At 25.9% G+C, this 21,063-nt stretch carries 18 protein-coding genes; 16 read left to right on the forward strand and 2 right to left on the reverse strand.

The genetic code is table 11. The features are described from left to right. Positions 1–92 precede the first annotated feature (92 nt). The 3 genes from Q0J69_RS07665 (at position 93) to Q0J69_RS07675 (ending at position 5,720) form a co-directional block, all read left to right on the forward strand. Entirely contained in the window at positions 93–1,730 is a 1,638-nt protein-coding gene (locus Q0J69_RS07665; RefSeq protein WP_297205765.1) for a peptidase, read from the forward strand. Positions 1,731–1,820: 90 nt separating this feature from the next. Further along, entirely contained in the window at positions 1,821–5,087 is a 3,267-nt protein-coding gene (locus Q0J69_RS07670) for an AsmA family protein (protein WP_297205767.1), read from the forward strand. A 21-nt stretch (positions 5,088–5,108) separates the two neighbouring features. After that, positions 5,109–5,720 (forward strand): DUF1318 domain-containing protein, encoded by a 612-nt coding sequence (locus Q0J69_RS07675; RefSeq protein WP_297205770.1) that lies wholly within the window; start codon positions 5,109–5,111, stop codon positions 5,718–5,720. A gap of 62 nt (positions 5,721–5,782) precedes the next feature. Here the strand turns inward: Q0J69_RS07675 and Q0J69_RS07680 are convergent, their stop codons facing one another. Beyond that, positions 5,783–7,381 carry a helix-turn-helix domain-containing protein gene (locus tag Q0J69_RS07680; RefSeq protein ID WP_297205773.1) on the reverse strand — a complete coding sequence of 533 codons (1,599 nt, stop codon included), beginning with the start codon at positions 7,379–7,381 and terminating at the stop codon, positions 5,783–5,785. A gap of 433 nt (positions 7,382–7,814) precedes the next feature. On the opposite strand from Q0J69_RS07680, the gene Q0J69_RS07685 reads away from it, so the two are divergent. From Q0J69_RS07685 to lysA, 8 genes are all read left to right on the forward strand, one after another. After that, positions 7,815–8,951: an HPr family phosphocarrier protein gene (locus tag Q0J69_RS07685; protein ID WP_297205776.1), complete on the forward strand. Its 1,137-nt coding sequence runs from the start codon at positions 7,815–7,817 to the stop codon at positions 8,949–8,951. Positions 8,952–9,049: 98 nt separating this feature from the next. After that, the gene (locus Q0J69_RS07690) at positions 9,050–10,153 is read left to right on the forward strand and encodes a DUF697 domain-containing protein (RefSeq protein WP_297205779.1); all 1,104 of its coding nucleotides are present in this window, start codon (positions 9,050–9,052) and stop codon (positions 10,151–10,153) included. Positions 10,154–10,447: 294 nt separating this feature from the next. Further along, complete coding sequence (locus tag Q0J69_RS07695; protein WP_297205782.1) at positions 10,448–11,959, forward strand: GTPase; 1,512 nt, start codon at positions 10,448–10,450, stop codon at positions 11,957–11,959. A 23-nt stretch (positions 11,960–11,982) separates the two neighbouring features. Then, a complete protein-coding gene (locus tag Q0J69_RS07700; protein ID WP_297205784.1) occupies positions 11,983–13,149 on the forward strand; it encodes an HPr family phosphocarrier protein in 1,167 nt (388 codons plus the stop codon). Next, positions 13,149–13,844: a metallophosphoesterase gene (locus Q0J69_RS07705; protein WP_297205786.1), complete on the forward strand. Its 696-nt coding sequence runs from the start codon at positions 13,149–13,151 to the stop codon at positions 13,842–13,844. Before Q0J69_RS07700 ends, Q0J69_RS07705 begins: the two co-directional genes overlap by 1 nt. A 16-nt stretch (positions 13,845–13,860) precedes the next feature. After that, the gene (locus tag Q0J69_RS07710) at positions 13,861–14,142 is read left to right on the forward strand and encodes a hypothetical protein (protein ID WP_297205788.1); all 282 of its coding nucleotides are present in this window, start codon (positions 13,861–13,863) and stop codon (positions 14,140–14,142) included. A gap of 58 nt (positions 14,143–14,200) precedes the next feature. Next, positions 14,201–15,109, forward strand: coding sequence for a divergent polysaccharide deacetylase family protein (locus Q0J69_RS07715; RefSeq protein ID WP_297205790.1), 909 nt, complete (start codon positions 14,201–14,203; stop codon positions 15,107–15,109). Positions 15,110–15,127: 18 nt separating this feature from the next. Then, on the forward strand, positions 15,128–16,366 hold the full coding sequence (gene lysA, locus Q0J69_RS07720; protein ID WP_297205793.1) for a diaminopimelate decarboxylase: 1,239 nt from the start codon (positions 15,128–15,130) through the stop codon (positions 16,364–16,366). 42 nt (positions 16,367–16,408) lie between these two features. On the opposite strand, the gene Q0J69_RS07725 is transcribed toward lysA, so the two are convergent. Further along, entirely contained in the window at positions 16,409–16,834 is a 426-nt protein-coding gene (locus Q0J69_RS07725) for a metal-dependent transcriptional regulator (protein WP_297205796.1), read from the reverse strand. Positions 16,835–17,070: 236 nt separating this feature from the next. Here Q0J69_RS07725 and Q0J69_RS07730 point away from each other — a divergent pair, with 236 nt between their 5' ends. The 5 genes from Q0J69_RS07730 (at position 17,071) to Q0J69_RS07750 (ending at position 20,984) form a co-directional block, all read left to right on the forward strand. Continuing rightward, complete coding sequence (locus tag Q0J69_RS07730) at positions 17,071–17,754, forward strand: response regulator transcription factor (protein WP_297205799.1); 684 nt, start codon at positions 17,071–17,073, stop codon at positions 17,752–17,754. 15 nt (positions 17,755–17,769) lie between these two features. Beyond that, positions 17,770–19,533: a HAMP domain-containing sensor histidine kinase gene (locus Q0J69_RS07735; RefSeq protein WP_297205803.1), complete on the forward strand. Its 1,764-nt coding sequence runs from the start codon at positions 17,770–17,772 to the stop codon at positions 19,531–19,533. Positions 19,534–19,601: 68 nt separating this feature from the next. Further along, entirely contained in the window at positions 19,602–19,811 is a 210-nt protein-coding gene (locus Q0J69_RS07740; protein ID WP_297205807.1) for a heavy-metal-associated domain-containing protein, read from the forward strand. 3 nt (positions 19,812–19,814) lie between these two features. After that, complete coding sequence (gene ruvA, locus Q0J69_RS07745; protein ID WP_297205810.1) at positions 19,815–20,399, forward strand: Holliday junction branch migration protein RuvA; 585 nt, start codon at positions 19,815–19,817, stop codon at positions 20,397–20,399. A gap of 78 nt (positions 20,400–20,477) precedes the next feature. Continuing rightward, positions 20,478–20,984 (forward strand): GNAT family N-acetyltransferase, encoded by a 507-nt coding sequence (locus tag Q0J69_RS07750; RefSeq protein WP_297205812.1) that lies wholly within the window; start codon positions 20,478–20,480, stop codon positions 20,982–20,984. Positions 20,985–21,063 lie beyond the last annotated feature (79 nt).

A 21,063-nucleotide genomic window follows, 5' to 3' on the forward strand; every position in this document is an offset into this window, starting at 1 on the left:
CAACTTCGATTTTTTAAAACATATTTTTATATCTTTTTATTCAATAATGATGTATAATAAAAGATAGTTTATAATTTTTAGGTGATAGTAATATGAAAAAAAAATTAGCTGTTGTATTTATATTTACTTTTTTAGTATTATCATGCAAAGGAGGACAATACAAATTAGAAAATAAATCTGAAAATAATAATACTTTTGAAACCGCACAATATATAAATAAAGACGGCATAATAGGTCAATTAGAAGGTACAAATACAGACTATTATTATTTTACGGCTGATGATAAATCACAGATAATAGATTTCTATATTTCTAATTCCACATATATGCCTGTTACTATGACTTTATATGATTCTCAAACTAATGTAATAAAAGTTATAAGCGAACCTGAGATTACTGCTGCTAATAATACAAATAATGCTGCTGATATTGCTATAGATGAAGAAATAAATCCTGATGATGTTAATGATATAAATGATCTAAGAAAAAACGATAATCAAAATAATAATTTTGAATGCTCTATTCAAATTATGAAAGGCATATATTTTGACAGCGGAAACAATGAAAATAAATATTATATTTCAATATCGCCTAAAGATGACGTTAAAGAAAATATTGACTATATTCTAATACTTCAAAAAAGGGATTATAAAGAAAGCGATGAGAAAGAGCCTAATGACAAAATATCATCTTCTCAGATTATAGATGTTAATAGTGAAAACAGACTATATACTATAGACGGATATTACAGTCAGACATATAATCCGCTATTAAAGACTGGGGATTTAAAAAATATGGAAATAGATTCATATAAAATAACAAACAGCTCTTTTAATACATATTCAATATCTATAGAACTTTCTGGAGTACCAGCAATAGATGCCAGCATAAGACTTTATGATCAGAAAGGCAATTGGATAACTATGAAAGATATTAATAATACAGGAGATGGAGAAACTGTAGATAAACTTATATTATATCCGTATATGTCATATTATTTTATACTGACAGCAAGCAATACAGTTGCCAATATACCATACAGAGTAAGCATTATAGCAAAACCTTATGATAAATACACAGAACATGAACCTAACAATAAACCATCAGAAGCTCAGACTATAGAGTTTAATCAAACATATAAAGGTGCTATAGATTATTCTTATGATAAGGATTATTATAATTTTAATATACCTATAAAATCCAGTGTTAAACTTTCATATTTTTTAATAGATTCTCAGGCTGTTAATATAAGCATATCAAATGATATATTGGGAAAAATTGCTGCAATGCCTCAGACTGATGATGAACAGATTATAAGTTTGGATCAGGGAAGATACTATCTTATATTTGAAAGAGATTTAACTAAAGAAAAATGGCAGAAAGGAATATCAAAAGCTAGAAATTATGAATTCAGTATGAGCATATCTAATGAAATAAGCGGTGATTATAATTATGGATATTATAATGAATCTAATACATACGAAATGGATTATTATAATTACAGTAATAATTATTTGAATACGGAAGATAATTATACTCAGGAAGAAAATTTAGAAAGCAATTTCAATAATACTAATAATATTATCATCATAAGACCTGAAGATTACAAATCTGACTATTATTACTACAGCAATGAAACTAACGAAACTAATGAAGAAAACTATAATAATCAGCAGGATAATATATATAGATATGATGAAGAAAATAATAATGATTACTATTATAATTAATAAAGCCCTTGATAAAGAAAATATTATATAATATACTACTTTATAGGGATATATTTGTTTATATAATAATAAAGTAAAAGATTTAAAATTATGAAAAAGTTTTTAACATTTTTTAAGAAAAAAGAAAAAAATATTTCTGAACCTGCATCAGATAATACAGAAAATAATAAAAATAAAAGAAGGTTTAAAAAAAGATATATACCTTTAATAATTCTTTTCGTTCTAATAATCGGAGTTATATGTGCTAGAATATATTTTAATAATGAAAGAGTAAAAAATCTTATTCAGAACATAGTATACTCATCTATGAATAGAAAGCTTGAAATAGGAGATTTCAGCTATGGTTTATTATTTCCAAAAGTTGAAATGAGCAATGTAATACTTTATAATTCTTCAAATTTTAATAATGAGGAAAATATAAAAATAGATAATTTTAGATTAAGATTTTCATTATTTTCATTATTCTTTTTGAAATTGCATGTAAAAGAACTCTCTATTGATAATTTATACGTTTATATGTTTACTGATGAAAGCGGAAATTGGAATCTGCCAGACATGCCTCCATCGGAACCCAAAATAGAAGATACCAATAAAGAGCCATTTGATATAAAAAAATTAGATTTTCTTAAGTTAAAAGCTGATATAGAAAATATAAGAATAAATAATTTAGCATTCAAAGCGGACAGCAAATCATTTTTAACCAATATTCCTAATAACGGACTTATAGCAAGTTTAAGCAATTATAATCTCCATCTGGATTTGCATAGTAAAAGATTTTCATTATCAAAAGTAATGGGAGTAAGAGCCCCTGAAGTTTTGAAAGATATTTATTTAAAAAGTTTTATAAGCAATAGTTTAGCCTATAATGACAGAAGTATTTATTTTTATGATAATCCATTATTCAATTTAGATGTATCCTACCCTAAAAAAGAAGATGGATATGATAAAGATGAAATAATAGTAACATTTGATTTTGAGATAGATGAACCTGATTTCAGTTATAACGGCAATAGAAGAGATGATATTCAAGCGGCTGCTCATTTGCTTGCAAGATATAATGTAAAAACTCAAAGTCTGTCTATAGAAAATATTTCTTCTGAACTTTTAAATGATGAAATACTAAAAGTTATAGCTTCTGCCAATAACATATTCAGCGATAATATAGGCGTTAATTTGGATACATTATATGCAAGACTTGATTTAAATAAAATAAATACTTTAGTGCCTATGTTTGTTCCTTCTTTGGGATTAAATGTAAGCGGTATGGTTAATGTAGATGCTGATAAAACAAGCGGAACAATCAATAATTTAACTAACACTATAAATATAGCTTTAGATAAAATAAATGTATCTATGGGTGATACAATAGCAGTAAATAATCTAAACTCAAAAACTAAATTGGGATTTACATTAAACCCTAATAATATTTCAAGTGAGGATATAAAACTAGAACATAAGACCACCATTGAAAGAGTAACAGCATTAAAAAAATATAGATTTAGCAACACTGATTTATCTTTTAGAGCATTTTCATCTTTAAATGGTGCTTTAGCCGTTGCTCCTGCCATAAGTGATTCAAATAAGAAAAGCGATACAGTACTTTATATAGATAATATATCAACAAAGTATATTAACTCAGACATAATTGTTAATGGAGCTGTTAAATTTGATGATCCTACAGATTTAAATATAAAGGTTACATCGCTTCCTATAGCTAATTTTTCAGGAGGATTGGCACGAGGTTCTCTAAATTTAGATGTTAATGTATTTGGAGAGATGATAAATAATATAGACACTAAAGTTAATGGAATAATCAACAATTTCTCTTATAACTTGTCAGGAGAAGTATCATCAACTGCTGCTGCTAAAATAAATGTTCTTGCCAATGCTGATTTGCTTACTCAAAAAATAGATGTTTCAGAACTTAATTTAGATTTAGATAATTTTCTTAATTTTAGATCAAATCTTGATTTAGAAGGAATGGGATTAACAGGAGGTTTCGTAAATATATCTACTTTAAGAATAGCCCCTTATGCTATGAAAAATTGGCTTTCTCCTAAATTTGCTGAAGCATTAGAAAGTCTGCCTTTTGAAGATGATCTAAAAATAACCAGTGCTTTGGGATATGATTTATCTTTAGAAGATACTTTTGTAACAGTAACTAATTTCAGCACTTTCTATGTAACAGAAAAACAGTATAAACTTCAGGATGTTACAATGAAAGTTGATGCTGATGTTAATTTCGGAGAAAATCTTTATGCTAATATAAGAGAGTTTAATTTACAAAGCCCTGCTAATAAATTAAAAGTATATGTTGATGGATATTTTACCCCTGTAATAAAAAATGCTGATTTGAATTATGATGTAGGTTTGGATACAGAAAGTTTATATCTTCCTTTTGGTATAGAGATAGGCGGATTATTCAATGTTAATGGTAATTTAAAAAATAATATAGCTGACGGAGTATTTAAAACTGATGAGTTTTTTGCTAATATGGATTCTCCAGATAAAATGTCTATAGTATTAAATGGTCTTACTTCTAATATAGATTATCATTTTGATTTAACTCCTACAAAAAATGAAACAGCTGTAAGTGCTGCAAGATATACGCCTCTTATTACTCAAGTTCCTAACATGTATTTTAAACAGCTTAGAGTATATTTAAAAATACCTCCATTTGTAGATGACAGTATAAGAATAATGGATTTTTATTCATCTGTAAAAATACAAGGACATGGACTTACAATACAGGATTTGAAATCATCGCTTTATATAGGAGGAGAAAAATTTGATGATGCTTTATTCTTGGCTTCTATTTCAAATAATACCGCTCCTAGAAGAGGTGCTATACATTTGCCATGGCTTAATGTGGATTTAGGAAGTTTCAATACAAGTACAATTAAATATGATATGCGTGTATTAGCAAGCGATATTAACTTTAAATACTTACTAAGCCCTGAAAATAGAGAAAAAATAAACGATGATAAATTACTTGTTAATCTTACAGCAGATATTGCAGGCGTTGGAGTTAGTCCTTTAAATAATATAAGACCTACTACATTCTTTGTTGGTATAAGTAAAATGTCTACAGAGTTTTCTAAGTTCTTAATTGAAATGATAAGACCTATTAACCCTGGTATATCTACTGTGGAAAATATAGTTCAATTCGGATATGATCCTAATTCAGTTGAATTTAGCATATCGGCGAATAAAGTATATACGACTTTCTATTTTAGAGATCAGAACTTGGATAAAGTAAGCCAGCAGAAACAGCAGCTTATAGCATTTGAAGGTGATAAATTCGGACTTGAACCTATGCCTTTTTCTGATGTAATATCTTATTTGGAAGGCAATTAATATTTAGGAGAATGATATAAAATGAAAATTAATAATATAATATTTATTTCTTTTGCAGTAATATTATTTACAAGCTGTTCTAAACTTATATTAGTTCAAGAGCCTGAAATGCGTGTTTTGGGAGGAAAGACACTGATAGAAGCACAGGTTTTAGGAAGATATAGGCAAATAGATGAGAGTGCTTATCAAATATCTACTCTCTCAAGCGAACAGGATTTAAACCTCATTATGGTTAGTACAAATGTTTCGGATGAATTAGCTCAGGAATACAGAGAAGCATTAATAAGAAGCATGTTTAATCAGGATGAAATAAATTTATATAAAACTAATTATTATATAGGTGAAAATAACGGCGGATATTTATCATATATTGCATTTGATGTTTCAAAACCTAAAACTCAATATAGCGATGAAAGAGTTAAATATATAAAAGGAATAATGGAAAAAGAAAATACAGACAGAAGAACTATAGCAGAATATTTGATTCTTTCAGATCCAAAACTAACTATGGCAAATATTAAAGAAGTAGAAAGTGCTTTATACAGAAGAAATGTTCAAAGATTAGTTGAAAATAGTTATTATCAGCTTCCAGACAATAGCTGGACAGTTTATACTAATAGTACTAATCAATAATAAAAAAAGAAAATATAAAAAAACTTTTATATTTTCTTTTAAATCTAATTATCATTTTTATTTTATTTATTAGCAGATTCTATACTATTTGAAATATTAACAAGTATTGTTTTCATATTTTTATAAAGTTTAGCATCATCATTATATTTTAAGAACTCTACTCTCTTTTCATCTATCTCTTTAACATTTGATAGATATGTATTGAAATATTCATCTATAAATTTATTATATTTAGCTATTACATTCTCTTCTTCGTATGCTTTAATTACTTTTTTTGATAAAGTTTTTTTCCAATTTCCTGAAAATGACATGAATCCTGAAAGTATAAAAACTATACTAGGAAGGAAGTATAAAGATGCTCCTATAATATTTAATTGTCTAGTTCCGCTTGTTTTAAGCAAATTAAATGATGGTACAGCACCGATTGAAGCAGCTGCCAAAAATATTTTATTGGAATTTTTTGTAATCAAGGCTTTATTAACATCTTTATTGCTGAAATCTTCTTCAACTATAGCCAATGTATTATATAATCTAGTATCCAATTCTAAATTGATGCTATTGCATAATACTTTTATATCATCCTTTTTTCTATACACATTATGATCATCAATAGCTTTAATTATATTATCTATATTTAAAGTATTTTTATATATTTCATTAAAGATTTCTTTAGCATTATTCTTTAATTTTTGTATATTAGTATCTATTTTGTCATTATCCTGAAATTCATTTTTATCATTAATAATCTCAATATAGAAATTAATATTAGTGAGAAGTCTATGATAATAAGTGTATTTAAGGCTATCAACAAATTTACTCTTTATTTCTTTAACAAAATTTGTATTATTAATTGAAAATGGGAAGAATCTGCTTCTTAAATATTTATAATCTATCTTGTTTATATTCTCACTTGAAGAGATAAAATTCTTAAGTATTTCAAATTTCTTATCTATAACACCCTCAAGCTCATTTTCATCAAAAATATTTGCTTTTGAAAATATTATAAATATATTTGAAAAATCATCTACAAAATTAATAAGCCCATTTATATTTGTTACATCTTCCTGTGAAAATGCATTTATATCGCACAAATATATAAACATGTTTTTATTACTGTATTTTTTTGTATCAAGAACATTATCTTTATATTCTGTAATTTTGAATTGTTTAGAATCATCTTGAAGATAATATTCTTCATTATCAGTATCTTCAGAATATGGATTTGTATCTATATTCTTATCAAAAATAGCATTTATAAAAGATGTTTTTCCAGAGCTGTATCTTCCATAAACGATTATATCAAGCGTATCATTAACTTGATTATAAATATCAGACATAAGCTCATTAATCTTTTCGCTATTTTTCTTATCTACCGAATTAATCTCTTCTGATATTTTATCGAGTATCTTTTGTACATCGATAAAATTATCATATAAATCCAAACTCTCATTTTCAAATGAATTTTTTCTGTATTTTGTTAATTCATCAATGCTAAGCCCTGTATTTTCTGCAAGCTTATCTAACAAATCAAGGGTTATATTATTAGCATTCCTTTCAAGTCTGGAAATATAATCCTGACGCACACCCAACATCTTAGCAAACTGACTCTGAGTCAGCTTCAATATTTTTTCTCTAATATCTTTTAAATTAAAATCAATCATATTTCTTTTTTGTTCATAAAATTTTTTGTTTTCATATATATTATACAATAATAAGAAAAAATTTTCAAGATTTTTTATGTAAGATATGTTGTATTATTTACCTATTATTTGTATTTAAAATGAATATAGCATTTTTAATTGAATTTTTAAGTTTAAATATTCTAAAATATATAATTCTTTAAATTGATATTATTTACTTATATACAGAATTAATTTATTATACTATTAATATATATAAATATTTTTTAATATACTCTTATTGTATTATTAATTAATAACACATTATCCTATTTTACATTTTTTATATAAATATAATCAAATAAATATTACAATTAATAAATGTAGGATATAATTTTAATACCTGCTATGTTAATTGATTTATAAAAATATTTGTGTATAATGTTTTTTATTTCTTATTTAAGGAAGTTAATTAATGCTGAATAATGATTTTTCATCTAAAGAATTTATATATATAAATAACACATCAATTATTGCCTCAATTGTAGATTTTATAAAAAACAATATAGAAGACAAGGTTGAAATCGGATATAGTATTGATAAAAAAGTAAATGCAAAATCTCTTTTAAAAGTTATGGCTTTATTATCTAATAATAATAACAATATTAATATATATTGCTATGGAAACAAAAAAGAAGATAACCTAAAAACTATAGAAGACTTTTTATATGACAATAATTTATGTTCAATGCCTGAAATAAAAAATATAGAACAGGAAAGAATAAATAGTTATGATAAAGAATTGGAAGAGGAAATATTATCCGTAACTCCAGATAATAAAAGGAAAAACATAAAATCCAAAATAAATCTTTTAAAAGAAAAAAGAAGTAAAAAACACGGCAAATACTCTGAAAATCACAATATAATATATATAAAAAATAATAAAAAAATAGAAATAATTAATTTTATTGAAAATGATATTACAGAAATGATAAAAAATTTATCTTCATATTATGAAATAAATATTGAATATAATTATATAGAAAATTTAAAAATAGAAATAACAGATGCATTAAAATCAATTGATATACAATATTTCTATAAAGATATATTTTTTAACTGCCTGCAAAAATACTTTATTGATAAATTTGATAAAATATATATAAAAAAGATAATAGATGAAGATTATACAAATGAAATAAAGTATAATACTGAATACATTAATAAAATCATAAAAGAATCAGTTAAAACATTAGACTATATTTTAAAAAACAAAAGAGAACTCTCATATAATATTTCTAATATATATTTAAATAATTTTAATTATGCAAATATTAAAAGCAGTATTATAAGTATTATAAATAATATATCTGTAATATATGAATTGGAATATAAATTAATTAATGATGATCTAATATCGTTTGCATCAAAAATAAGCAATTCTATAGGGGAAAACCTTTTATCAGGAATGGGAAGCAGCGGAAATATATTAATACAAAATATAATAAATTACTTTCAAAAGCAATTTGAATATGCTTATATATCTTCTATAATTGGAGAAGATTCCCCTATTATAGAATATGATTTTAATTATATAAAAAGATTCATATAAATTTTACAAAATTATAATTAATATGTTTTTATACATAAAGCATTGACTTTCCATGTTTTTTGTGATATTATTACTAATAAATATAATAAGGAAAAATTATGGAAAATATTGAAAATTATAATTATGAAGAAGATTTTTATAAGCAATATGAAAAAGAGAAGGAAAAATATAAAAGACCTAACATTTTAATATGCGGATACACTGGTTCAGGCAAAACTAGTATAATACAGTCATTATTAGGGGAAGATTTAGTTCCTGCTGATAAAATAGGAGCAGGTTTGCCTGTAACACAAGATTATGAAATGTATGAAAATGAATTAGTAAGAATATGGGATTCTCAAGGTTTAGAACCTGATAAAGGTGAATATGAGTTCATAGAGAGAACAAAAAAATTCATAAGCGAAATACAGAACAGACCTAATGTAGATGATCATATTCATATATTTTGGTATGTAGTAAGTGCAGGAGTTAGTAAAGTTACTCCTACAGATTTAAAAATTATGGAAATATTTCCTAGAGAATCAAGAATAGTAATCATAAGCAAAAAGGATATAGCAAGACAAAACACAATAAAGGGAATGAAAAATGTTTTAATAAATGGCAATATTCCAGAAAATAAAATAATATGCACAACTGATATAGAAGCAGGAAGAGAAGGAATAAAAGAATTGTATGAACTTAGTTTAAAAATATTACCAGATGCTTATAAAACAGCATTTGAAGAAGCTCAGCGTATAGATATAGAAAAATCTGTAGAAAAAATAAAAGAAAAGAAAGCATCAGCTTTGGGAATTATTGGAACAGCAACTACAGGAGCTGCTCTTGCTGCCGCTAATCCTATACCTCTGTCAGATGCAGCTATAATAACCCCTATTCAAATTGCAATGATAGCAGGACTTGCCGCTTTGTATAAACTAAATAAAGAACAATTACAACATTTAGCTTTACCTTTAGTTGCCAGAACAGTTGGAGTTATAACAGCAGGCGGTTTAGCTAAATTAATACCTGTGGCTGGAAACATTCTTAATGCAAGTATAGCTGGAGTTATAACAGGTGCTTTAGGCTGGTTTGTGCAGGATCAATTTGAAAAAATAGCTATTGCTAAAGTGAAAGGGGAAACTCCTCCTATTATAAATTTTGACCCTGAAATATTTATGGCATTTTTTAAACAATATCAAAAAAATAATAGCAATAATAAATAAGAATATTCTGTTAAGATAATAATTAAGTCAGCATAACAGAATATTCTTATTTATTAAAGACATAGTATTGAAAATGACTTTATTAATAAATTTGAAAATTGCAAACAAATTATAAAAATAAAATTTGATAGTATAGTGCAGAAAAAATTGAAAAAAATAATTGAGGGCTGCTGCTAAAATTAGAATGGAAACTTCTCTTATTGTAAATTTAGATAAAAGTAGAATTTATTTAAATTTAAAAACAATACCAAAAATAATAAACTATTATATATTATAAAAAAGGGGTAATTTTTAATGAGTGAGAATTTTGGTTTTAATTCAAGTTCTTTCTATGTAGGTTCAAAAAATATCCTTAGCGGAATATCTTCAGATAAAATAAATAAAAATAATGCAGATGTTTATTCATACATAGAAAAATTGAAAAAAAATATAAAGAAACCAAATATTTTAATATGCGGATACACTGGTTCAGGTAAAACTAGTATAATACAGTCATTATTAGGAAAAGATTTAGTTCCTGCTGATAAAATAGGAGCAGGTTTGCCTATAACACAAGATTATGAAATGTATGAAAATGAATTAGTTAGAATATGGGATTCTAAAGGTTTAGAACCTGATAAAGGTGAAGATGAGTTTATAGAAAGAACAAAAGAGTTTATTAGAAAAATTCAGGATAATTCTATAAATGCAGATGATCATATTCATGTATTTTGGTATGTAGTAAGTGCAGGAATTTCTAAAGTTACTCCTACAGATTTAAAAATTATGGAAATATTTCCTAAAGAAGCAAAAATAGCGATTATAAGCAAAAAGGATATAGCAAGACAAAACATAATAAATGGAATGAAAGATGTTTTAATAAATAAAGGCGACATTCCAGAAAATAAAATAATATGTACAACTGATATAGAAGCAGGAAGAGAAGGCATAAAAGAATTATACGAACTTACTTTAAAAATATTACCAGATGCTTATAAAACAGCATTTGAAGAAGCTCAGCGTATAGATATAGAAAATAAATTAAAGTTAATAGAATCTAAAGAAAAAGATGCTGACAATATTATTTTACAAGCAGTAAATGAATCAAAAACTGATAATGTATCAGCTATATATGATACAAATATAGATATTGTTTCACGGCTATCTTCTTTATATATGATAGATAAAAAATATATTGAGAATATTATATATTCACTTAGTTATATATCTTTATTTTCATTGCAGCCTTCAGGATTTTTTTCTATTTTTGCTGGGGATGAAAAATTTATAGACTCTATGATCTTTACTTCTGGCTTTGGACATTATGTAAAACATGAAATAAAAAGACTGTCTATAGCAATTGCAAAAGATGATAATATAGAATTAATTGAAACGGATAATGATAATATATTTGAAGATTATTTAAATAAATACAAAGAAAATATAAAATGCAGTAATGTTGATGATTTGGTAAAAAAAATATCAAATAATGAAAATTTGATATTTATGCATGGTGATTTAGCAAAAGATATATATAAAATCAAAACTTTAAAAAATAATTTATGGGCTATACTTATATCTAGTCTTGCACTTATTATTCCAGCCCTTCTTATGCCTATGGTAAACATAGTAGTTGGGGGCATACTTGGAGTTGGTATTGCAGCTGCTTTAGGAGTTAGGGGCATAAATGTTTTAATACTTATAATAAAGGCTGGAACTTTATTATTTGGAGGAGGTATTTCAGGGGCAAAAAAAGTTCTTGAAATTTTGAGAAATAAATATGTTATTATATTAGATAAACAAAATAGTTTATTGATAAGAAAATAATCATTATTTATAAGGGTAAATCTATGGAAGAGTTTATATCTAAAGAATTTGAATGCAGGAACCGTTCTGCCTCTGATAATAAAGTAACTAATTCTATTGTTGATTTTTTAAGAACTATAGATGACAAAATAGAAATAGAAAATAAAAACGGTAAAAGAGTTAATGCTAAATCTTTTGTTAAAATGATGGGGCTTGGTTTAGAATACGGATATAAATTTACATTGTATGTTTATGGAAATGACAGAGAACATAATTTAAAAAGGATTGAGGAAGTATTAGAAAAGAAAGAGTTTTATAGTTTAGAAAAAATAGAAGAATTAGAAAAAAAAGAACTTCTAGAAGAAAATAAATTATTAGAAGAAGAAATACTGCATTTAACACCTGAAGATAAAAAAGAAGCTGTAAAAAATGATATAGAAAACAAAATAAAGCTATTAAAAGAAAAAAGGGATACTATTCATTTAGAGCCTTTGAATTTAGACAGTAATATTATATACATAAAAAATAATGATAAAACTGCAATTATTGATGTTATTAATAATAATATATGCAATGCTGTAAAAAAACTTTCCTCTCATTATGAAATACCTATAAATGAAAATGATTTAGAGAATTTTTTATCTCAATTAATAAATGTTGTTAAAGAAAAAGAGATGAAATACTTTTATATTTATCTATTTTCAAGCAATGTTAAAAAATATTTTTATACTCAATTTGATACTATATTTATAAAAAAGATAGCTGGTGCTGAATGTTTACATAACACTGATTATAATATTGAAATTAATACTGGTTTTGTAGAAGAAGCTATAAAAACTTTAGATTTTGTTCTTGATGATAAGAGAAAGTCGGCTGATTATTCCATTGATATTTATATGATTGGAAATATTCCTAATTTTACTATGGATATTTTTAGGATTATCAATATTGTCCAAAACATAGGAAAGATTTACGAAATAAGCTCAAACATTACGGATAATATTATTGAGAGAATAAGGCTAATTTATGATGATAAGAAACAAGCACATGATTTTTCACATGATGAAGAGTATTTAGATAATATAAAAGCATTTAAAGATTACTTTCAAAAAGAGTTTGAAGAGCTGTATATATCTAATATACTTGAAAATGATGATAAAAAATTAAATATTGATTATAAGTATATAAATAGAATTATAAGGAGGTTTTAATGAAGATAGCTGTTATAGGTGATTTGCATGGTAAAAGCTGCTGGAAAAAATTATTAGAAGGAAAATTTGATAGCTTTGATAAAATAATATTTATGGGTGATTACAGTGATGACAGCTGGGTTAGATTTAGCGATGAAGAGATAGTAAATAATTTGAATGATGTTATAGAGTTCAAAAAAAATCACAATGATAAGGTTGAGCTTTTAATAGGAAACCATGACTTTCAGTATATAGTAGGCTATCCTACTGCAAGCAGATACAGAGAAACTTATGCTAAAGAAATGCATGAAATATTTAATGATAATGCAGATATATTTAAAACTATACATTTAGAGAATAATCATATATTCACTCATGCAGGCATTACAAACGGATGGATAGATTATATAAAAAATAAATATGAAATAAAAAATATAAATATTGATAATATATATGATGCTGTAAATATAGTTTATAAAAACAATAAAGAAGACTGCAATATTGCTTCATTTAGAAGAGGAGGAATGAATAGATTTGCAGGCATATTATGGTCAGATACTGAAGATTTGTTTGATGATGCTTGGACTGGATATAATCAGGTTGTAGGACATAATAGAATAAAACCATACAGTGCTATTAAAAAAGATAATTATATTATTTATATGAGTGATCATTTTGATACAGATCAGAGTAAATTATTAGTGTTAGATATATAATTTTTTAGGAGTTTATATGTTTCCAGATAAAGCCCCTTTTCACTATAAATGCAGAAACTGCGGATATTTTTTCACTTCTGATGAAAATCTGCATGCTCCGTCAGGTCTTTCATTTGTTTCATTAGATTTTGATAATAATGCTAAAACAGATGAAAATGGAAATGAAGTATATGAAATAAAATCAGATAACAAAAAAGAATCATTATTAAAAAAAATAACTAAAAGATTATTATGTCCAAAATGTCCGAAATGTAATGAACATTCCGTTGTAAGTGTTAATTATATATGGCATAAATAATTGACTTTTATTGTTATTTGTAATATTATTAAATATCTTTATTTAATAATGAACTTTTATGAAAAATATATTTATTTTTATACTTTCTATTATTATAATTGCAGTATTCTCATTTACCTTTATTAAAGTTAAAAATAATTATAATATTAGTTTTAAATATGATGACAGTACAAATGTTTCTACTAATAATATAAGTATAACAAAAAAGCAGCTTGCAGAAAATGATAAATTTCATTTGGCAGATATTAACTCGCCAAAAATAGTAGAGCCAGTATTAAGCAATATAAATAAACCAGTAGAAATAAGCAATTGGATAAGCATTATAATAGATGACAGCGGAAATACATTGGATTATGTCGATAGATTTTTTTATTTAGCAAGTGAATATGGAATAACATTTGCAGTTCTGCCAGATTCTCCTCATAGCTTAGATTTTTCATATTATGCTTACAGCAATAATATAAATACTATACTCCATATACCTATGGAAGGAAGCGAATATTTCGGAGAACAGACATTGGTAAGAACCGATATGAATAAGGATGAAGTATTTAACTTACTTGATTATTCATATTCAAAAGTACCCTATGCTAATGGAATGAATAATCATACTGGTTCTGTAGCAAGCAAAAATAGAGATATTGTTTCATATATGATTGAATACGCTGTTTCTAATAATAAATATTTTATTGATTCTTATACTGTTGCTGGAAGTCTTATATATGATATGGCTATTGAATATGGGGTGAAAACTGCTAAAAGGTCTGTATTCCTTGATAATGAAAGGGATTATGATTCGATAATGAAGCAGTGGAGAGAATTGATAAGATTATCAAAAGAACATGGAGGGGCTATAGGTATAGGACATTATCAGAGCATAGAAACATTGAATATGCTTGAAAATAGTCTTCCTATTCTTGCTGAAGAAGGTATAGTAAGCATTAATATAAATGAAATATTAAATTAAAATTTATAAGGATTATTTATGATTGATTATAAAAATGATATTCTAATGTGCGAGGATGTAAAATTAATAGATATTGCAAATGAGTATAAAACACCTTTTTATATTTATTCAAAAAATGATATTCTAAAAAAAATAAAAATTTTTAAAGAGGTTTTTTCTGATATTGATGATTTATTAATAGCTTATGCTGTTAAGGCAGAGAATAATTTATCCATACTTAAATTAATGGTTAAGGAAGGAATAGGTGCAGATGTTGTATCTATAGGAGAGGTTCTAAAATACATAAAAGCAGGCGGAAATGCCAATAATGTAGTATTTTCAGGTGTAGGAAAAACAGAAGAAGAAATAAAAAAAGCAATAGAATTAGAAATAAGACGTTTTAATATAGAGTCTATACCAGAAGCCGTTAGAATAAATAATATAGCCAAAGAACTTAAAAAGATAGTAAAATGTTCTCTAAGAGTTAATCCTAATGTTGATGCTCATACGCATGAAAAAATAACAACAGGAGTTCATGGAAATAAATTCGGTATAAGTATAAAAACTATAAAAGATAATGCAGAACTTCTAAAAGGATTAAGCAATATAGAAATAGATTCTCTTTCAATGCATATAGGCTCTCAAATATTAGACCCTGCTCCATTAAATAAGGCAATAATTGTAATGAAGGTACTTATAGAAGAGGTTAAAAATATGGGCTTTGATATAAAATCTGTTGATATAGGCGGAGGATATGGGGTAAGATATGATAAACAATCTAATGGGTTTGATTTTGATAAATTTAAAAGAGAAAGCATAAGTTTATTAAAAGATATGAAGCTAAGCATTACAACAGAACCAGGAAGATATTTCATTGCAGAATCAGGTGCTTTGATAATGAGAGTAGAATATGTTAAAGAAGAATGGGGAAGAAAATACCTAATACTAAACGGAGGTATGAATGATTATATAAGAGCTGCCATGTATGATGCTTATAATGATATATTGCCTATCATAAAAAAAGACGGAAAAGAAAAATATGAATTTGTAGGTCCTATATGCGAAAGTTCGGATGTTTTTGCTAATAACAGAGAATGCAGTACTATAGAGGCTGGCGATTATGTAGCATTACTTGATTCTGGGGCTTATGGATTTAGTATGTCAAGCAATTATAATTCAAGAACTTTAATATCACAAATTATGATAGATAAAGATAAGCATCAATTAATAAGAAAAGCTCAGACTTTTGAAGAAATGATATCTTCTGAAATTATATAATATATAAAGAATAAAAGAATAATAGAAACTAAATAGTATTTATTATTTAGTTTCTTTTTCTCTATTAAAAATATTTTCTTTTTTACAATATCCGCACAAGAATTCTTTAAATTTATGCACAGTATCCTTACTCATAGCATGTTCTATTAGGCATGCCTCTTCATCTGCTATTTTTTCTTCAACATTAAGTACTTTTGTCAAAAAATAGTAAAATATAGCATGTCTTTCGGCTATATCTTTACCTATAGCTCTTCCAGATTCGGTAAGTTCTATATCTCCGTAATGCTCATGCTTTATATGTCCTAATTTTGCAAGACTCTTAATTGCTGTATTAACACTAGCTTTAGATCTTCCCACTAAATCAGCTATATCTGTTATTCTTATAGCCTCTTTAAAATTCTTTTCTACTTCTAAATTGTAGATAGTTTCTAAATAGTTTTCTAATATAGGTGTTATTTCTTGTTTCATAATACTTGATTGTAATATAAAAATGGTATAAGTCAATATTTAAATTAAATATTTTTAACTAATTTGAATTAAATCAGTTAATTAAATAACATTAATTTATTATTAAAAAAATTAATTATTTTTGACAAAATATTAATTTTTATTATATTCTATTATATGATATAATAGTTGTATATTCATAAAAGAAATATATAATTTTTATATAAATAAAATATCTTATTTTGGTGGTTTTTATTATGGAAAAAGAACTTATTTACTCTGTAGAAGATGATGATAATATAAGGGATCTCATCAAATACACAGTTGAAGAAGCAGGCTACACAATAGAATGCTTTTCAAACGGTAATGACATGCTTGATGCATTAAAAATGACCACCCCAAATTTAGTATTACTTGATATTATGCTTCCTGATATAGAGGGAACAGAAATATTAAAAGTAATAAGAACAGATTATGCTCATCTTCCTATTAAAGTTATAATGCTTACAGCGAAGGCTAGCGAAATTAATATAGTTACTGGGCTTAATTTAGGTGCAGATGATTATATTCCTAAGCCTTTTTCGGTATTAGAACTTCTTGCTAGAATAAAGGCAAATTTAAGGAAGAAAGATGTCAGGCTTGATGCTGAGGAATTAAACTTCGGCGAAATAAAGCTGATAGTGAAGAAAAGAAGCGTATTTGTTGGGGAAAGACAGGTTATTTTAACTCAAAAAGAATTCGATCTTCTAAAACTCTTAATGGAAAATGCTAATAATGTAGTTGACCGAGATACTATGCTTGAAGAAGTATGGGGCGTAGATCACTCTATGGAAACTAGAACCATTGATATGCATATAAAATCCATAAGACAGAAATTGGATTTGCAGAAAGAAAATATCATAACTGTCAGAGGCATGGGTTACAAATTAACAGAAATATAATAATTTAAGAAAACTATGATTAAGAATATATTTTATAAATCATTATTGATACTTATCTTATCAAGTGCTTTAATGTTTATAGGTATATTATTTACTGTGCAATATAATAATATTATGTACAGCCAAGTAATGATAGTAAATATCATGGAAATGCTTGAAAAAGAAATAGACTTATACGATATACAGACAGAAGATGCTTTCAGAAAATTTGTACTTCAGTCTGATAAAGAAGAATTAAGAATTAGCGTTATCTCAACAAATGGGACTGTAGTTGCTGATACGCTTACAGATACTTCAAAAAACCCTATGGGAAATCATACGAATAGAAGTGATGTTATAGAGGCTTTGCATAGTGCGGAAAATACTCCCGCTTTTTCTATACGTACTTCTATTAGTCAAAAGACCCCTTACATATACGGCTCAAAAAAAATTAAAGCAGATGACAGCAGAGATTATATATTAAGAATTGCAATACCAATAGACTCTGTAAATAAATATTTAATAAGTTTTTTATTTACTGCAGTTATGGTTATAGGAGTTATTATTATAATTATGGCTTTGGTTCTTCCTTTAATGAGCAGAAACATAATGATTCCTTTCTTTATTATAAAAGAAACTCTTGATGATATATATAATAATAAATCTCCTAAACCTAAAAATCTAACAGGATATAATGATATAAATACTATTCTATATGATATTAATGAACTTGCTGTTAGTTTGAATGAAAATATAACTGGATATCAGACAGAGAAAGAAAAACTTAATTATGTACTTGAAAATATCGCTCAGGGTATTATCGCTGTTAATAAAAATAAAGACATATTTTTTATAAATCAGTATACAATGGACTTGCTTGAAATATCTGATTATAATGTAAAAAACTTAAGCGAGATTATTAAAAACTCTGAAGTTATAGAGAGAATTAATAATGCTATAGAATTAAAAAGATTTTCTAAGTTTGATATAAAAGAACATACTATGGATATAGAGATAAGTATTATACCTATACTTGATAATGAAAATATATCAGCTTTAATAAAATTTGAAGATGTTACAGATATTAGAAAAGTAGAAATAGAGAAGCAGGATTTCTTTATAAATGCTTCGCATGAATTAAAAACGCCTCTTACATCCATATTAGGATATTCTGAACTTTTACTTGCCACAGGAGGCGGTAAAAACTCAGCTGATTTTATCAAAAGAATAAATAATGAAGCTTTAAGAATGAAAGATTTAGTTATAGATATGCTTACATTAAGCAGAATAGAAGCTAATTGGAAAGAAACTGTTGATGAAGAATTGGATATAAAAGAGGTTATACTCAATGTATTTGAAAGCAATAGAATAAAAGCGGAACAGAGAAATATGAGTATTGATTTGGATATAGAATCAGCTGTTATAATGGCTAATAAGGAAAAGATTACAGAAGTAGTTAATAATTTAGTTGATAATGCTATAAAATATACTGATGACGGCGGAACTGTAAAAATATCTCTAAAGAAAAAAGATTCTAAAGCTGTATTTACTGTAAAAGATACAGGATGCGGTATTGCTCCTCAGTATTTAAATAGAATATTTGAAAGATTTTTTAGAGTTAAAAATAATAAATATTTAAAAGTTCAAGGCACTGGCTTAGGACTTACAATAGTAAAAAATATATGCAATTATTACAATGCTGATATACATATAAAAAGCGAAGAGAATGTAGGTACTGAAATGACTGTTGTCTTTAATTTATATAAAGATATTGGACAAGAAAATAAAGAAAAACAGTGAAACAATATTGAAAAATACCCGCAGATAGTATATAATTGTTAGAGGATTAAAACAAAGGAGTAATCAAAATGAAAAATGTAACTATAAAAATAAATGGAATGGGTTGTCAGAACTGTGTTAAAGCGGTTACTGAAGAATTAAGTTCATTGGACGGAATAAGCAAAGTTAATGTAAGTTTAGAAAATGCATCTGCTGAAGTTGAATATGATGAATCAAAAGTAAGCACTGATAAAATGATTTCCGCTATAAAAGAATTAGAATATGAGGCTAGCTTATAATAGATGTTTGCTTTTATAGAAGGTAAAGTTCAAATAATGTCTGAAGGCATCATTGCTCTTCTTTGCGGCGGTGTAGGTTATGAGATTATAGTATCAAGAAAATTTAATGTCCAAAATGATGATAATATAAGGCTATATACTCATCTTATACATAAAGAAGATGCTATGATGCTTTACGGATTTAAAACAAGAGAGGAAAAAAAGATGTTTTCTACATTGATAGCAGCTTCTGGGGTAGGTCCTAAACTTGCTATGGAAATTCTCTCTGCTTATTCAATAGATGAGATAATGCATATACTTTTTAATAAGGATGTTAATTTATTAAAGAAAGTTCCTGGAATGGGATTAAAAAAAGCTGAAAAACTTTTATTTGAACTAAGAGATAAAATAGAAAAGATAGATATTAATATTTCATCATCTGCGATTAAAAATTATAATGATAATGAAAGCGATGTAATAAAGGCTTTAATGTCATTGGGATTTTCAAATAATGAAGCTATTAAATCTTTATCTGCCATAGAAAATAAGGAGAATATGAGTACTGAAGATTTAATAAGCCATGCTTTAAGGAATTTGAGTTCTATATAATTATTTATTTTTTATTAATATTATTGAAAATAAGTAATTATTGAACTATAATATATTTTACTTAGAGGTATAATAAAAATGGAAATAGTAATAAAAAAAGCTGAAATTAAAGATGTTTTTGATATTAGTAAACTTCATGCTATATGCTGGAAGGATTCCTATAAAGATATTATACCAGCATCATACTTAAAAAAGATATATTTAGATGATTGGTGCGAAGAATTTGAAGACGGAATAAGCAATAAAACTAGAGAAGCACATATTGCCTATATAGATGATAAGCCTATAGCTGTTGTTTCGCATGGCAAAAGCAGATGCAATATGGAAAATTACGGAGAGATAATATCATTATACGTTCATCCTATATATCAGGGTTCAGGAATAGGAAGCATGCTTCTTAAACATGCTGTTGAATATATAAAAGAATCAGGATACGACAATATATGCCTTTGCGTTTTTGATAAAAATGAAGACGCTAAAAAATTCTATGAAAAAAACGGATTTAAAAATTCTGGTAAAAAAAATACATTAAAAATAGATGATGAAGATATAGAAGAAACAGTTTATATTTATAGTATAGATTAATAGTTCGATTATACCCACATATTGAAATTTATAACAGTATATGATACAATAAAATCATTATACATACTAGGGGTATATT

The organism is uncultured Brachyspira sp., from assembly GCF_944388875.1.
Lineage (GTDB): Bacteria > Spirochaetota > Brachyspiria > Brachyspirales > Brachyspiraceae > Brachyspira.

What these genes read in the sequence shown, in the direction of transcription:
- Q0J69_RS07670 (WP_297205767.1), top strand. Translation starts at nt 1,821, where the DNA reads ATGAAAAAGTTTTTAACATTTTTTAAGAAAAAAGAAAAAAATATTTCT.
- Q0J69_RS07700 (WP_297205784.1), top strand. Translation starts at nt 11,983, where the DNA reads ATGGAAGAGTTTATATCTAAAGAATTTGAATGCAGGAACCGTTCTGCC.
- Q0J69_RS07665 (WP_297205765.1), top strand. Translation starts at nt 93, where the DNA reads ATGAAAAAAAAATTAGCTGTTGTATTTATATTTACTTTTTTAGTATTA.
- Q0J69_RS07710 (WP_297205788.1), top strand. Translation starts at nt 13,861, where the DNA reads ATGTTTCCAGATAAAGCCCCTTTTCACTATAAATGCAGAAACTGCGGA.
- Q0J69_RS07730 (WP_297205799.1), top strand. Translation starts at nt 17,071, where the DNA reads ATGGAAAAAGAACTTATTTACTCTGTAGAAGATGATGATAATATAAGG.
- Q0J69_RS07705 (WP_297205786.1), top strand. Translation starts at nt 13,149, where the DNA reads ATGAAGATAGCTGTTATAGGTGATTTGCATGGTAAAAGCTGCTGGAAA.
- Q0J69_RS07735 (WP_297205803.1), top strand. Translation starts at nt 17,770, where the DNA reads ATGATTAAGAATATATTTTATAAATCATTATTGATACTTATCTTATCA.
- Q0J69_RS07680 (WP_297205773.1), bottom strand. Translation starts at nt 7,381, where the DNA reads ATGATTGATTTTAATTTAAAAGATATTAGAGAAAAAATATTGAAGCTG.
- Q0J69_RS07715 (WP_297205790.1), top strand. Translation starts at nt 14,201, where the DNA reads ATGAAAAATATATTTATTTTTATACTTTCTATTATTATAATTGCAGTA.
- Q0J69_RS07750 (WP_297205812.1), top strand. Translation starts at nt 20,478, where the DNA reads ATGGAAATAGTAATAAAAAAAGCTGAAATTAAAGATGTTTTTGATATT.
- Q0J69_RS07690 (WP_297205779.1), top strand. Translation starts at nt 9,050, where the DNA reads ATGGAAAATATTGAAAATTATAATTATGAAGAAGATTTTTATAAGCAA.
- Q0J69_RS07725 (WP_297205796.1), bottom strand. Translation starts at nt 16,834, where the DNA reads ATGAAACAAGAAATAACACCTATATTAGAAAACTATTTAGAAACTATC.
- Q0J69_RS07740 (WP_297205807.1), top strand. Translation starts at nt 19,602, where the DNA reads ATGAAAAATGTAACTATAAAAATAAATGGAATGGGTTGTCAGAACTGT.
- Q0J69_RS07685 (WP_297205776.1), top strand. Translation starts at nt 7,815, where the DNA reads ATGCTGAATAATGATTTTTCATCTAAAGAATTTATATATATAAATAAC.
- lysA (WP_297205793.1), top strand. Translation starts at nt 15,128, where the DNA reads ATGATTGATTATAAAAATGATATTCTAATGTGCGAGGATGTAAAATTA.
- Q0J69_RS07675 (WP_297205770.1), top strand. Translation starts at nt 5,109, where the DNA reads ATGAAAATTAATAATATAATATTTATTTCTTTTGCAGTAATATTATTT.
- ruvA (WP_297205810.1), top strand. Translation starts at nt 19,815, where the DNA reads ATGTTTGCTTTTATAGAAGGTAAAGTTCAAATAATGTCTGAAGGCATC.
- Q0J69_RS07695 (WP_297205782.1), top strand. Translation starts at nt 10,448, where the DNA reads ATGAGTGAGAATTTTGGTTTTAATTCAAGTTCTTTCTATGTAGGTTCA.